Below are 13,170 nucleotides of genomic sequence, written 5' to 3'. Positions count from 1 at the left end.
ACCCGCCCTAGAGGCGGGTTTTTACTTTCTGCCTCCTGGGCTCCGATCAACGTCAGGAGACGACCATGAGCACGACCACCGCCCAGCAGACCTTGCTTGAGCACTACGTGAAAAAGATCCTCGCCGCGCCGGTGTATGAGCTCGCGGTGCGTACGCCGTTGCAACCGGCGCCAGCATTGTCCGAGGCGCTCGGCAATCAGATCCTGCTCAAACGCGAAGACCTGCAACCGACCTTTTCCTTCAAGATCCGCGGTGCCTACAACAAACTGGTGCAACTGAGCGATGAGCAAAAGGCTCGCGGGGTGATCACCGCTTCGGCGGGCAATCATGCTCAGGGCGTGGCGCTGGCGGCGCGTGAACTGGGCATTGCGGCGACCATCGTCATGCCGCGTACGACGCCAGAACTGAAGGTGCATGGCGTACGCAGTCGGGGCGCCGACGCTGTGCTGCATGGTGAGAGCTTTCCGTTTGCCCTGGACTATGCGCTGAACCTGGCGCGGCAAACCGGTCGCACCTTTGTCTCGCCCTTCGACGACCCGGACGTGATCGCGGGGCAGGGCACCGTCGCCATGGAAATCCTGCGTCAGCATCAAGGTCCGCTGGACGCGATCTTCGTCCCGGTGGGAGGTGGCGGCCTGATCGCCGGCATCGCGGCGTACGTCAAATACCTGCGACCTGAAGTCCGCATCATCGGCGTCGAGTCGGAGCATTCCGCCTGTTTGTATGCGGCATTACAGGCCGACGAGCGAGTTGTCCTGCCGAACGTAGGCACTTTCGCCGACGGTGTCGCCGTCGCCCAGATCGGTGCTTATGGTTTCGAGGTCTGCCAGTTTTGTGTCGATGAGGTGTTGACGGTCAGCAACGACGAGCTCTGCGCCGCCATCAAGAATATCTACGACGATACCCGCTCGATCACAGAACCTTCCGGCGCCTTGGCCGTGGCCGGAATCAAAAAATACGTGGCGCAAACCGATGCCCGTGGTCAGACACTGGTAGCGATCGACTCGGGCGCCAACATCAATTTCGACAGTTTGCGCCATGTGGCCGAGCGCGCCGCATTGAGCGGCGCCCCGGCGTGAGCGGTATCAGGCCAGCAGCGGGCGCAGGAAGGTCCGCTCGTAACTGACGATAAACTTCTTCTCGACCAGCGAAGCTACGAGCGCGGCGCTTTCGGCGTCAGTCATCGCGACATGCCGGTAGCTTTCGTAGTCCGCCAGCGAAGGAAAGCTGAACAGGCAGTAGGCGATATTGCTCGCACCCTCGGAAGGCAGGAAATACCCGTGGTGCGTGCCGCCCAAACGCTCGACGATGCCGAGCCAGGCTTTGGCGTAGGCTTCGAATTCGCTGAGTTGATACGGATCGATCACATATTTGACGTGGCAGGTAATCAAAGTGGCGCTCCTGTAGAGGGACAGAACGGTTATTCCTGGGCGGTTTTCTCGACCTTGCCCGACGCCGACCAGATCCGGTAGCGAACTTCGACGTCTTTCGGTACATAGAGCACGATCGGCAGTTTGCTGTTGTAGCGCAGCATGAAACCGTCACCGACCACCGGCACAAAGTCCTTTTTACTCTTGCCGTCCGGGCAGGCCATCATCGTACTCATCGGACCGATGACTTTTTCCAGTCGGTAGAACGGGTAACCCCAGCCTTCGAGGTTTTTCTCCTCGAGAATGCCGCCCAGGCGTTGGCGATTACAGTCAACGGTCAGGGTTTTGCCGGCGAGGATTTCGACCTGGTAGCCGTCTTCCTGAGTCTGTGGGGCAAGGTGAATGACCTGACGGGTGAAACCGCTTTCGGGCTTCGGAAACGGCGCAACCTCTTCGAGTTTCGCGGCGTGAGCGATGGTCGACAGCCCGGCAAAAATCAGCCCGACGGTAGTGATACAGGTCAAAGAACCCATGATGCCTCCTTGCGTGCGAGTGGGGTCAGCGGAAACTGATTTGATTGGCCGCATTCTTACTGGCGTCGTCGGCCAATGCAAACGTGTCGCTGGATGTATGCACATTGCAGGGGCACCACAGCGCCTTTCTTGCAGAGTGCATGAGGCCATTTAGCAGTCGTTTGGCTAAATCCTTGATTTACCGATGAGCTGCAGGGCGAAATTCTGGGCATGTTTTATGCTGTAGCTGGTCTTGAGCTGACCGGAGATTTCATTGAGTCAGTATCGATAGTTGATTGGCAGTCTCATATTAAGGAGAGGGTCGCCATGTTTCTTTCTGCCTTGGAGCTTCGCAATATCATTGAAAGCAGTTTTTTGCCGAAACGTTGTCAATGCACGCTGTCGCCGGACCTGTCGATGACCGTCAAGGTGTATTCCGATCGTCAAACCGATCACCTCGATCTCATGGTGACTGGAATAAATGCCAAACAGCTAAATGGTTGCCGAGAAATCAATAACCTGATCGCTGGACTGCGCTCTGACATGCAGCACCAGACCATTGCCCAGACGCTGCATCCAGACAGAAAATCGCTTTAACCCACGGTTTCGAGTTCCATCGACACGCGCTTGGTCTGGAGAAACGCCAGACCCAGTGCCAGTTCGACCACCACCGCCAGCAAAATGCCTGGACCGGCATGGCCATTGAGCCATTCGCCGAAGCCCAGTGCTGCCAGCCCCCAGCAGCCGACCATGAAACCATTGCTCAGCGCATGGCGGGTGATCGAAGGCGATTCGTTTCGAACCAGATAAAACATCACACCCAGCGCCGCGAACAGCATTGCACTGCGCCGCGCGACAACGCCGACCGCCAACGAGTATTCGATGCTCCAGATTGACAGCAACCTGTCCGGCATCAAACCCCAGACCAAGGCCAACAGAAAACACAGCGCGGCGGTAAAAGTCGATAAGGTACGAAACGATAACTGCATGGCGAATCCTTGCGGCAGTGGGGGGAGGCGCAGAGCATAGCGCCAGAACCCCTCACAGGAATACCGCAAAGTGTTGAATCAGACCTTTCAGTCAGTTCTGATAACTGCAGGCGTCGGAAAGTTTACGGTAGGAGATTTCCGCGGGCTTGCCCGAGGTGCTATCGATGTACTTCATGTCGGCTGTGACCACTTTGCAGTCCAGCGTCGACGGTTCGGTCAAGGTAATGACCTTGCCCACGTGCAGCGGCATACCGTAGTGGTACGGCACCGCCTGGGAGCTCGAAGTGTCATTGGCCTGGGCCAGGCCGGCAAACGCGGTGCAGGCGAGGGCGGTGGTGATCAGCAAGGTGCGCATGTTCATGAACGTTCTCCGATGCAGGCTTAAAGTCAGCTCGACGTTTAGTCGTCGAACCTGCCGCACTGGGCGTCAGAGAACTCTGAGGGCGTGCGGTCCAGTAAAGTTTTGGACCGCGGGGTTAAGCGATGGTTAACCCGACTCAATGCCGCCTGTCGTGAGGAGGTTTCTGACAGAGGTTTCATGTGGGTAAAAAAACTGAGGGAGGTTCGGCCCGTTCCTACACGGTCGGACTCTTTGTCGTCTTTCGCCGGCAAGCTGCCAGCGTTTACTGTTTGGCCTCGCTGCAAAATCAGCGAGCAGGTTTGGTCACCTGATTAACACTGCACATATGTGCCATCATTCGCGCTGCGGACTTCTACGTCTCGTAGTACGTTGCAATGGTGGCTGTGTGCAGGACGCTTTCGGGCGAGCCGTTTTGAGTGTTAGCGGTTGACCAAGCCTGTACACAGCCGCCTCCATCGTTTGGTCACGGTGCTGGCGATTACTAATTAATGCTCGAGTAATTACTATGCCAACGCTAAATGCATTCCCTGATCGCTATCACTCAATCAAAAGCAGCGTTACCGACACAAACCCAATGGTCATCGATACCGAGGCCAATCCCCAAGACATTCTCGAAGCCGCTTTACAGCGTGTCCGAGCCGCCAGCCAGTTACTCGAAACGCTACATTGCCAATGCTTCAAGAACGGTGATGTTCAAGATATTCCGCACATTACCCACGCGCTTTATCTGCTGACGCAAGATGGGTGCGATTTGCTGCTGGTTGCGCAGCAGCAGATGATGGGGTGGAAGGCGCCGGTCTGACGCTATACCTCAACGAACAAGCCAAGCTCCTTAGGAGCTGGCTTGTCTGGGAGGATTGAGTTATCAAGAGACTTTATCATTGGCCAAAAATTAATAGAAAAATCAGTATCCAAGTTTGTCAGGATAAATAGATATTCCGATCACGAAGATGGCTATGAAAAAATAAGCTCTCATAGTGTTAATAGTTCATAGCTTGTCAGGGAAAAACGACAGCGGAGGGTGGCTGGATTTCCAGTTCTCCAAAAAAACTTTAGCTTCTTTTATTTGCTCAGGTGACATTTTTTTCGCGATGTCGGGTAGCACGTCCTCAATATCTCGTCGAACATGTCCTCCGCCGTCAAGTTCATAAATGAGAGAAAGCAGAGCGTATGATTTAACAAGGTCTAACTTGAATCCATAATTAGACGGATCCTCTCCCAAATAAGAGCCATATCCAAACACTCCCTCGACATATCCTGAGGCAGCAGCTTTTTCGTTCCAGAGTCTGAAACTTTCCAGATCATTTTTTTCAACTGAAACTGCTGCTAGCCCCATCATCCCTGGTGGATAGCCACCTTCCGCTGAAGCTTTCATCCAGCGCTCCACAGCCGCTAACCGACTTGCAGGGAGTAGAAAAAATCCGCCTCCTTCTTGATATTTCGTTGCTAGGCTAAATTGTGCGAGAGAAAATCCGTTTTTTGCTGATTTTTCAAGCCATTTATCATCGCCGGTAACTCTAAACATCAAATACATCGATTCTGCGTTTCCTTTCGCAGCTTCTACACTAGCGGTATCTAAAGCCATTTTTCGCCACTCACCAGGCTCCTTTCTATCTTTTGGGCAGTTACCCATAGCGACGCAGAGATCATTTGTATCTCCCGCGAGCCTTATCATTGAGTAGATATCGCCTTGAAGGGCTGACGCCTCATAGGCGTTCTTAGCTTCAGGAGTCATGTATCGTTTGCTTTTACGAATGGCCTCACCCAAATAATATTGGGCTTCGTGATCACCTGCTTGGGCCGCTAATTCAAGGAATGGCACTGCCGAGGTCGCTTTGAACTGATTGTAAAGCGTAATGCCCTGCATCTTGGCGGACTTCAGGTCCGAAGTAGGCTGCGCGTTAACTTCGAAAGATATTACGATCGCGAAGAGGGCTATGAAAAAATAAGCTCTCATAGTGTTAATAGTTCATAGCTTGTCAGGGAAGAAGGATAGTGGTGGGCGGGTTGCTTTCCATTCCGTCAGGGTTTTTTTTGATTTTTCGATCTGTTCAACAGTCATTTTTGCCGCGATTTCGGGAAGTTCGTCTTGTGCAAATTCTCGCATGCCGCCCCCACCGTCTAGTTCAAGTACCCAGGAAATGGATGCATAGGCAGTTACTAGGTCCTCCTTAAAGCCATATTCCGGCGATTGACCTGCTAAGTAAGACCCATAACCATATACAGCGCTGACATATCCAGTCATTGCAGCTTTTTCGTTCCACGACCTTAATTGCTCCCAGTCCTTTTTTCGACCCTGAATCGCGGCATACGCCAACATACCTTGAGGGTTGCCACCTTCCGCAGATGCCTTCATCCAACGTTCGACCATATCCGCGCGTTTTGACGGTGTCAGGAAGAAACCTTTACCTTCACGGTATTCCGCCGCTAGATAGTACTGCGCTAGCGCAAAACCTCCGTCTGCGGATTTTTCAAACCATTTGTCGTCTCCGGTTATCCGGTACATCAAATACATAGCCTCAGCGTCGCCTTTTTCAGCTTCTTTCGTAGCAGCCTCAAAAGCACTTTTGGACCACTCGCTTGGCGATTTTTTTTCACCTGAGCAATTGTTCATCTTAACGCAGAGATCGTTATTGCGTTGAGACAATCTTATCATTGCATATATATCACCTTGGCGAGCAGAGGCTTCATATGCGCTCTGGGCTTCTGGCGTCATATATTTGTTGTTTTTGCGTAAAGCTTCGCCCAAGTAGTACTGAGCCTCACGATCGCCAGCTTCCGAGGCAATTACCAGGAAGGGGATAGCAGTAACAGCTTTGTGCTGATTGTAGAAAGTTATCCCCTGTGTTTTTGCTGCTTGCTGTATCGAGGAAAGTTCGGCGGCTGCTGGATTCGCAAACGCAATAATCAACAGTGCGGTAAATAGACTTTTCTTCATCAATGTTAACGGCTCAATTTTTCTGGGAAAAACGACAGGGGTGGATGAGTCGCTTTCCAGTTTTTTGCAAATTCGTTAGCTTCTGAAATTTGTTCCGGTGTCATTTTTTCCGCAATTTCCGGCAGGGTTTCTTTTACGTAGACCTGTACATCTCCGCCACCGTCAAGTTCAGATAGTAGCGAGGTCAGTGCATAACCTTTAACCCTATCTAATGGGAAGTCAAAAAGCGATGGTGAATGGGCTGAATATGCGCCGTAACTGCTGACGCCTGACTTGTACCCTTTTTTAGCTGCTTCGACAATCCAATGGCGAGCGACTGTTAAATCACCTTGGTCTTCATAAATAAACGCAGCGTATTCCATCATTGCAGGGGGGTAACCTCCTTCTGCAGATAGTTTCAGCCAATTTTCAATTGCCTCATGCCGCTTCCACGGCAAGAAGAAACCGTCTCCTTGCCTAGCCATAGTTATAAACACCGGCTTCATATCCAGAAGAAGCCGCTTGCTCTACCCAATATCGGGCCTGCTCTAGATCTCCTTTTTCTCGGTATATTCCAAAGAGCTGCATCATTGCTTTAGGGTTTCCGCCTTTTGCGGAGGCCAAAAACCAAGTCTCAACCGATTGCTGGCGCTTCCAAGGTAGCAAAAAACCTTCTCCTTGACGGTCGCCGATAGCCATCCGATATTGCGCGACGGGGCTTCCAGCATTAGCAGATTTTTCTAACAATTCGGGTGTCATCTTTTCCGAGATAAGAGGAAGTTTTCCTTCGACATAAACTTTGACGTTTCCACCTCCGTCTAGCTCTTTCAGTAACGATACCAGTGCATAGCCTTTTATGAGGTCGATAACCAAGCCCGATCCAGAGAGATTTCATACATCAGATACATGGACTCAGGGTCGCCTTTTTCCACGCCGAGCAAAGCTGTTTTGTTGGCTTGTACCAACCATTCGGCGGGTGTCTTTTGTCCTGCTGGGCAGTTTTTTAATTGTTGGCAAAGGTCGCTGTTACTGCGACCTAACCGAATCATTGCGTAAATATCACCATGCGCTCCCGAAGCCTCATACCACTTCAGTGCTTCAGCATCCATGTAGCGGCTTTTCTTTCTGAGTGACTCAGCCAAATAATATTGCGCTTCGTGATCTCCCGCCTCAGCAGCAACGGCTAGAAAAGGAGTAGCAGAAATAGCTTTATATTGATTGTAAAGTATCAAGCCTTGCTTCTTGGCCAATCCTTGGGGCTGTGTAAGTTCAGTTTGGGCGTTAGCTGCAAGTGTCAGGGCTAATAGTCCAAATACAAGAAATACTTTTCCCAATGCTAACGACTCAACTTGTCAGGAAAAAACGAGAGCGGAGGGTGTGAATTCTTCCATTCAACAGCAAATTTATTTGCTTCCTTGAGTTGCTCGGGAGTCATTTTTTCTGCGATTTCTGGAAGAACTTCTTCAACATAGGTTTGAATATTTCCGCCTCCGTCTAGCTCTTTGAGCAGGGAAGTGATTGCGTAACCTTTGATCAGGTCAAGTTCGAAATCAAATAGAGAAGGAGCGTGAGCCAAATAAGCGCCGTAACTGCTCACGCCGCTTTCATATCCATGTTCGGCGGCTGCTTTGATCCAATGGCGAGCGACCGTAAGATCACCCTGGTTTTCATGAAGATAGACTGCATACTCCATCATCGCGCGTGGGTTTCCGCCCTCAGCAGATGCTTTAAACCAGTTGCCAACAGCCTCTTTGCGCTTCCAGGGAAGCAAAAATCCTTCCCCTTGTTTATCGCCAATGGCCATCCAGAATTGGGCTGTGGCATCCCCGGCATTAGCAGATTTTTCAAGCCAAGCTCGGTCCAAAGATAGTTCGTACATAATGTACATCGCTTCCGCATCACCTTGCTCTGCCTTGGGTTTCGCGAGATTAGTTGCTTCAGTCAGCCACGCTGCGGGATTTTTCTTTGCTGCAGGGCAGTTCTCCATAGTTTTGCAAATATCATTTCCGATCCGCCCTAGTTGGATCATTGCATAGAGATTACCTTTGTCAGCGGCCGCTTCGTACCATCTCTGAGCCTCAGAAGTCATGTAGCGGTTTTTTTTTCTCAGCGCTTCACCTAAATAATATTGAGACTCTGAGTCATCGGCTTCAGAGGCGGCAAGTAAATAAGGAATTGCTAGGGTGGTTTTATATTGATTATAAAGGATGATCCCTTTTTCTTTTGCCGTAATCTGCTCTGATGTCATAGCTGCAAAAGCTTGAAGCGACATAAATGATAAGAAAAAAATAAAAAAAACTTTGAGTTTTGTCACGGTGAAGACATCCTTTTTTCTATTGGGAAGGCCCGGTGTATGTTGCCAATCCTGTTGGGATATAATTACGTCCATGAAATTTAGTGCGTTGACAAAAATTATCAAGATTTGCACCTAGGATGGAAACATGTTTTGTATAGCGTTCGCGCATTCTGTTGTTTTCAGGTTTGGCTAAGCTCAATACAGCCTCCGCCATGAAGTTATCCAAGTTAAGGCGGTTGACGCAGTAATCCTGTCCGCTTTTCGGAGCTTTCACACCAAAGCCGTTCATTCGCATGCATATTTTTTCAAACTGACTTTGCGCTTGATCGATTGTATTTTGTTGCGTGGCATTCTTAACTATCCAGCCAAGTATGAGTTCAATTGCTTTTTGCTGAAGCAAATGCGCTTGATCCCGGTTGTATGTGCGCGTGCCTTGCGTCGATCCGTCGGAAGAAGAATTATTGGTAGTGACCGTGAATGAGCTCGCACGGCTAGTCAGGGTCATTAGCAACGGCCCTAGAGCCTCAGGAATTGCATTGATGCACCAGCTTTCCATTTCTGATGGGTTATCGTACTCGACAATTGCATCAGCAATCGGTCCGCCCTTGCCACCGCGAGTCATCGCCTCGTAGAGATTCATTACGATATCCCAGCCCATCAGGTAGACCATTTGTACGTCTAGTCCGGCAACGCCCAGCAGGTTTAGTGTGGACGCATAATCTGCTGCATCCGGTGCCATCCATAGAATCCGTTTGCCTCGCGTCTTATGCAGTTCGCGACGATACAAGTTGAGGATATCCACGACGGCCTCATAGCCAATTTCGAGCTTAAAACTGCCACTGGCCCCAGGCCCAAGCACGACCGCGGCCTTGAGATTGAGGATAAACCGTCCTTTATCCAAGGAAATTTGGGCATTCCCTTGAAAGCCTGCACCGAGTGCAGCGCCTACGGATCCATTCAGTTTGGCTAGTGTTAACCATTGGCTGGCACTCTTGGCATCTTTGCTGCTGTTGATTCCGGTCGTAGGCGCGGTGCGCAGCGCTGCGAGCTCTTTCGGGGGGGCCCAGTTCAGGGCGCCGGTGAGCTCGATTGCGGCTTGTATGCCGCCGAAGATGTTGAAACTGGCCTTGGCGCCATTTTCAATTTGTACGTTGGCAGCACGTCCACTGACCATTTGCCCTGAGGTTTTTGTCTCTGTGTAGGTGCCAGACTTGGATTTGTACTCGAGATCGGGGGTAGGGCTGGTATCCCCACTTTCGGCTTTGGCTTTTTTCATCTCCTCGTGATCTTTGCGCTCAGCTTTGGCTGAAGCATCTTCACGTTGTGCTGGTTTTACCGGGCTGAGTGTTGCGCCATATTTCATATTGCCCAGGATAGGGTTTAGCTCAACGCTACCGGCCAGCATCAATGACGCTCCCGCATACCCCCAGGCTCTTACGCCGAAATGGAAAGAGAAGCGTCCGAAATTCATGCTTTGAACTTGAGAATTGCCTTCCAGGTAGTATTCAAGGGTGGTGTCTTTGGCTTTTTCTCGCGATGGCATGTCGATTTTCATCAACTCTACCTCGCCACGCGCCAGATCAAGGCTCAAGGCGACGCTTGCAGACACTTGAAAACCTTCTGCGGCAGTAAATTTGGGGCCTTCCAGTTTTACCTCACCATGAAGCTTGGACTGTGGTGGCGTCAAGCAACGAACAAATTGCGCTTGAGGACTTTTGTCGAACAACCTCACTTCACCACGAATGCTTTTCTTGAATACCAACTGCTTGAGGTGGTCGCCCCAATCGTTAAGCGTTGCACTGTCTTCAAGTTCGGTAACCGTCCAGCCCTGTTTTTTCAGAGAGTCGTGGAATCGTTTTACTTCGAACCAGCCTTTGGCATCAAACCAGTCACCTTGGTCATCGACACAACGAGCGCCTTGAGCGATCAGCCACTGGCGAAACACTCCGCGGGCGGAATTTTTGTCGGCACCGTCGGCGCCGTTTTTGGGAAGGCTTTCGAGAACTTTTTTCGGTTGTCCCTTAGCCTTATCCAGATCCTCTTTCATGATTGTTGGTGCATCTTTGAGGTTCATCAAACTGAACCAACCTAAAGGGGTACCTTTAGTGTCAGAGCGACTGACCTCGCGCAGGGGAAAGCCGGCGTTGACCAAACGGTCTACCGGTTGCGGTTGAAATTGCTCCGGATCCCAAAGCAGATGGCGTCGAATAGGCGCAGCTGCGACGTTATTTTGGGCTTGCTCCCGCAACTTATCCTTAACTGTTTGCAAGCGGTCCCATTCTGCGCGCTCTGTGTCCACCAGACCTGCTGGTGCCTGTGCGTTCTGGCCTGTTGCTTCGATCCAGTTTTTATATTTTTCCTGCAGTCGGGAGGTGACTTCCGTTTGTTTCTTTTCTGTCTCTACGTACAACTTGAATTGCGAAATGCCTGACGGAAGATCATCCGAAATTAACGCGAACTCTGGGAGGGCGATACCGTATTCGGAAGCTTTGATAATGGCATTAGTGTATTCGTGGTAATCAAGCTTATCGGCGTTCTGATAGTACTCGACGACGTAGCCGACGAGATCCGCCGAGCAGGTGACCATGCAACTGCGCAGGTTTTCAATTTGTTGCTTATGTGCGGTAAGCGCTTTTTCGACTTCATCCACCGGGAACTGTGTGAAATCCTTATTGCTGAATAACGCCTTGCGAGCTTTCAGGTAGCTCTGGACGCGAGAGCGTGCCTCTATGGCATTTTCCGAAAACAAGGTGCCACTTTCGTAGGTGTAGCCTTGAAGCTCCGCTTCGGTAATAGCAACTCGCTTGAGTGCAGACCATTCGGCACGCAACTTATGAAAGGCGTTCACTTCATCGTTGATGTGATCTTGGGCGTCGACATCAGCGATAAGTCTTTCCATGCGCGAGTTCGCCGTTTCATCCTGGGGAATCGCTTTAGGTGCAGCTTTTTGTGATTTGGCATTGGCCTCGATCTTGCTGCGCCGAGCCATCCCAGGATCCATCTCGATGTTCTGAGCCTCTATTTCCTCCATCCGTTGGCGCTGCTCGCCCTTGAGGAAATTACTCAGCTTTGGTTCGAGGAAGTACTCAAGCAGTCCTGTGTCCTGAAGTCCCTTGATCCGCTCTTCACGGGACTTGGTCGGTGCAATTTGCTTTTCCAGCGCATGCATGGCCTCTTTCATTGACGCAGCCGCGCGCTCGGGCAACAACCAAAACTGTTGTTCATCTGTTGCATAGATAGCAGTGGCGTAGGTATCGGAACAAGGCTTTGGATGTGGCTTGAAAGTCGTTGTGCAGGACTCCGAAAAGTCCTTGGGCGGGTTCAGTGTGGTGACTTCTTTTGTTGAAGTTGGAGCGTCCGCCTTTGCGGTTGGTGTCGCAGACGCCGCTGGAGCCGCTGTCGATTGCGCGGCAGAACCCACCTGAGCACTCTTGGGAACACTAAGATTCCAACCCGGCTTAATCGCATTCGGGTTGGTAATGAAGGGATTCATCTGGCGCAGTTGCGCAACATTGGTGTTGTAGCGAGTAGCAATCTGGTTGAGTGTTTCACCAGGATTGACTGAATGATTGGTAATTTCCATGATGCTTCCGTTCTGTTGTTGCGTCGGGTTCATTGGGGATTGGCGGATGCTGTTTGCATCAGCTGCTCAACCTTGATGAACGACTCTTCCCTGGATTGCAGGATGGCCATTGCTTCTGGCCGTGTTTCAAGCAGCGGTCCGTCGACGACAGAGGCGAGCTTGAGCAAATGGTCACCTTCGTAGATGTTGTTTTTGAGCAAAAGGTCCAGGTTCTCGGCAATTTCATTGATCCGATCATCAGCGGGCTCACCGAACGCGGCATATTGCTCATCGACCCAATACAACCACCCCAGTCGCGCTTGAATCTTTGCTGCGTTGTCGGGAAGGTTGAACGCCGGGCCATCGCCACGCCACTTCAGTTCCGATTTCGCCGTCCACGACAGCCACGCGCCACGCTCTTTGCCGAAGTGGCTCGGGGCAGGGCTGTACACCGCTTGCCAAGGACCGAACAATTGAATGGACGCGTCACCTGCGGTGTAGGCCAACGCAGCCCAGAGGCTCGGTTTGTGATAGCTCAGCAGGCTTTGGCCGCCGGAACCGTCGTTGGCTCGTAGCAACCAGCGCGCGTGTGCGAGGGCCTGAGTGGCGTCTTCTGCGACCAGGGCAATGCCCGAGTGGTTTTCTTCGCACAATCGCGTGGCTTCGACTGCCAACCGGCTGCCCCAAGGTGCTGTGAGCCAGAGTGGACCTTCATTGGCGATTTCCGCAAAGTCAGTGCTGCTGAACAAGGCTTGTGCATTCATCGGTTCGCCGATGCGATACAGACGCGACATCGCCTCGGGTTGGCGTGCGCGATCGATGATGAAACACAGGACCTGACTGGACTGTTCCCTGGGCAGCGACTCGAATCCATAACGAGGTGCGGCCAGCAGGGTGTTCATGGCGGTTACATGCATGTGCAATCCTTACGGCTGCAGGCGCCGTTGCTCTGTTTGCCGCACAACGGCGTAATGCCCGACTCATTGAGACGACTGGGGAGAGGCGCTTTGCCCGCGACATCCGCATCCGCGACCTTCATCGGCCCCGGCAACAATGGCGCAGCAGGCGTCCCCGACCCCGACCAACCGCTGATCACCGGCTGCCTGTACCACAAGGAAAACATCGTCCCGTACGACCTGCCGGCGAACAAGACCCGCAGCACC

Annotated in this window: 14 protein-coding genes and 3 pseudogenes; 4 read left to right on the top strand and 13 right to left on the bottom strand. The window is 51.7% G+C overall.

Annotation, left to right across the window (positions count from 1 at the left end):
* Positions 1–65: 65 nt before the first annotated feature.
* Positions 66–1,061: pseudogene (ilvA, locus tag KGB23_RS23370) on the top strand (threonine ammonia-lyase, biosynthetic); the annotation flags it as partial.
* Between the two features lie 24 nt (positions 1,062–1,085).
* On the opposite strand, the gene KGB23_RS23365 reads toward ilvA, so the two are convergent.
* Together KGB23_RS23365 and eco are read right to left on the bottom strand one after the other, a co-directional pair.
* Entirely contained in the window at positions 1,086–1,391 is a 306-nt protein-coding gene (locus tag KGB23_RS23365) for an NIPSNAP family protein (RefSeq protein ID WP_149631950.1), read from the bottom strand.
* Positions 1,392–1,420: 29 nt separating this feature from the next.
* A complete protein-coding gene (gene eco / locus KGB23_RS23360) occupies positions 1,421–1,903 on the bottom strand; it encodes a serine protease inhibitor ecotin (protein ID WP_223432763.1) in 483 nt (160 codons plus the stop codon).
* 306 nt (positions 1,904–2,209) lie between these two features.
* On the opposite strand from eco, the gene KGB23_RS23355 reads away from it, so the two are divergent.
* Positions 2,210–2,479 carry a DUF1652 domain-containing protein gene (locus KGB23_RS23355; RefSeq protein ID WP_223432762.1) on the top strand — a complete coding sequence of 90 codons (270 nt, stop codon included), beginning with the start codon at positions 2,210–2,212 and terminating at the stop codon, positions 2,477–2,479.
* Here KGB23_RS23355 and KGB23_RS23350 read toward each other — a convergent pair.
* Positions 2,476–2,871 carry a hypothetical protein gene (locus KGB23_RS23350; protein ID WP_150655948.1) on the bottom strand — a complete coding sequence of 132 codons (396 nt, stop codon included), beginning with the start codon at positions 2,869–2,871 and terminating at the stop codon, positions 2,476–2,478. The two genes, KGB23_RS23355 and KGB23_RS23350, sit on opposite strands and share 4 nt — an antisense overlap.
* Positions 2,872–2,962: 91 nt before the next feature.
* Positions 2,963–3,232 carry a DUF2790 domain-containing protein gene (locus tag KGB23_RS23345; RefSeq protein WP_046047138.1) on the bottom strand — a complete coding sequence of 90 codons (270 nt, stop codon included), beginning with the start codon at positions 3,230–3,232 and terminating at the stop codon, positions 2,963–2,965.
* A 505-nt stretch (positions 3,233–3,737) separates the two neighbouring features.
* Between KGB23_RS23345 and KGB23_RS23340 the strand changes: the two genes are divergently transcribed.
* On the top strand, positions 3,738–4,034 hold the full coding sequence (locus KGB23_RS23340) for a hypothetical protein (RefSeq protein ID WP_223432761.1): 297 nt from the start codon (positions 3,738–3,740) through the stop codon (positions 4,032–4,034).
* Positions 4,035–4,220: 186 nt separating this feature from the next.
* Here KGB23_RS23340 and KGB23_RS23335 read toward each other — a convergent pair whose 3' ends face one another.
* From KGB23_RS23335 to KGB23_RS30265, 9 genes and pseudogenes are all read right to left on the bottom strand, one after another.
* Positions 4,221–5,099: a tetratricopeptide repeat protein gene (locus KGB23_RS23335; protein WP_223432760.1), complete on the bottom strand. Its 879-nt coding sequence runs from the start codon at positions 5,097–5,099 to the stop codon at positions 4,221–4,223.
* Between the two features lie 102 nt (positions 5,100–5,201).
* Positions 5,202–6,170 (bottom strand): tetratricopeptide repeat protein, encoded by a 969-nt coding sequence (locus tag KGB23_RS23330; RefSeq protein ID WP_223432759.1) that lies wholly within the window; start codon positions 6,168–6,170, stop codon positions 5,202–5,204.
* Between the two features lie 5 nt (positions 6,171–6,175).
* Positions 6,176–6,634, bottom strand: a complete 459-nt coding sequence (locus KGB23_RS23325; protein WP_223432758.1) for a sel1 repeat family protein — start codon at positions 6,632–6,634, stop codon at positions 6,176–6,178.
* Positions 6,627–7,022, bottom strand: coding sequence for a tetratricopeptide repeat protein (locus tag KGB23_RS23320; protein WP_223432757.1), 396 nt, complete (start codon positions 7,020–7,022; stop codon positions 6,627–6,629). Before KGB23_RS23320 ends, KGB23_RS23325 begins: the two co-directional genes overlap by 8 nt.
* The gene (locus tag KGB23_RS23315; RefSeq protein ID WP_223432756.1) at positions 7,004–7,483 is read right to left on the bottom strand and encodes a hypothetical protein; all 480 of its coding nucleotides are present in this window, start codon (positions 7,481–7,483) and stop codon (positions 7,004–7,006) included. The genes KGB23_RS23320 and KGB23_RS23315 overlap by 19 nt, the downstream gene beginning before the upstream one ends.
* Before the next feature lie 2 nt (positions 7,484–7,485).
* The gene (locus tag KGB23_RS23310) at positions 7,486–8,463 is read right to left on the bottom strand and encodes a sel1 repeat family protein (protein WP_317851630.1); all 978 of its coding nucleotides are present in this window, start codon (positions 8,461–8,463) and stop codon (positions 7,486–7,488) included.
* A gap of 19 nt (positions 8,464–8,482) precedes the next feature.
* Positions 8,483–12,028, bottom strand: coding sequence for a LysM peptidoglycan-binding domain-containing protein (locus KGB23_RS23305; protein ID WP_223432755.1), 3,546 nt, complete (start codon positions 12,026–12,028; stop codon positions 8,483–8,485).
* A gap of 29 nt (positions 12,029–12,057) precedes the next feature.
* The gene (locus KGB23_RS23300) at positions 12,058–12,924 is read right to left on the bottom strand and encodes a DUF4123 domain-containing protein (protein ID WP_223432754.1); all 867 of its coding nucleotides are present in this window, start codon (positions 12,922–12,924) and stop codon (positions 12,058–12,060) included.
* Positions 12,915–13,094 (bottom strand): annotated as a pseudogene (locus KGB23_RS30265) (type VI secretion system tip protein VgrG); the annotation flags it as partial. The gene KGB23_RS23300 and the pseudogene KGB23_RS30265, both read right to left, overlap by 10 nt.
* Between KGB23_RS30265 and KGB23_RS30505 the strand changes: the two are divergent.
* A pseudogene (locus tag KGB23_RS30505) lies at positions 13,081–13,170 on the top strand (hypothetical protein); the annotation flags it as partial. The pseudogenes KGB23_RS30265 and KGB23_RS30505 overlap by 14 nt on opposite strands.

It is taken from the genome of Pseudomonas sp. GL-B-26 (assembly GCF_019947405.1).
Taxonomy (GTDB): Bacteria; Pseudomonadota; Gammaproteobacteria; order Pseudomonadales; family Pseudomonadaceae; genus Aquipseudomonas.
This window is presented reverse-complemented; position numbering and strand designations above follow the sequence as displayed.

Excerpts from the sequence above, each read along its gene's own strand:
- KGB23_RS23330 (WP_223432759.1), bottom strand. The coding sequence starts at position 6,170 with ATGAAGAAAAGTCTATTTACCGCACTGTTGATTATTGCGTTTGCGAAT.
- KGB23_RS23345 (WP_046047138.1), bottom strand. The coding sequence starts at position 3,232 with ATGAACATGCGCACCTTGCTGATCACCACCGCCCTCGCCTGCACCGCG.
- KGB23_RS23305 (WP_223432755.1), bottom strand. The coding sequence starts at position 12,028 with ATGGAAATTACCAATCATTCAGTCAATCCTGGTGAAACACTCAACCAG.
- KGB23_RS23355 (WP_223432762.1), top strand. The coding sequence starts at position 2,210 with ATGTTTCTTTCTGCCTTGGAGCTTCGCAATATCATTGAAAGCAGTTTT.
- KGB23_RS23300 (WP_223432754.1), bottom strand. The coding sequence starts at position 12,924 with ATGCATGTAACCGCCATGAACACCCTGCTGGCCGCACCTCGTTATGGA.
- KGB23_RS23350 (WP_150655948.1), bottom strand. The coding sequence starts at position 2,871 with ATGCAGTTATCGTTTCGTACCTTATCGACTTTTACCGCCGCGCTGTGT.
- KGB23_RS23340 (WP_223432761.1), top strand. The coding sequence starts at position 3,738 with ATGCCAACGCTAAATGCATTCCCTGATCGCTATCACTCAATCAAAAGC.
- KGB23_RS23325 (WP_223432758.1), bottom strand. The coding sequence starts at position 6,634 with ATGGCTAGGCAAGGAGACGGTTTCTTCTTGCCGTGGAAGCGGCATGAG.
- eco (WP_223432763.1), bottom strand. The coding sequence starts at position 1,903 with ATGGGTTCTTTGACCTGTATCACTACCGTCGGGCTGATTTTTGCCGGG.
- KGB23_RS23335 (WP_223432760.1), bottom strand. The coding sequence starts at position 5,099 with ATGCAGGGCATTACGCTTTACAATCAGTTCAAAGCGACCTCGGCAGTG.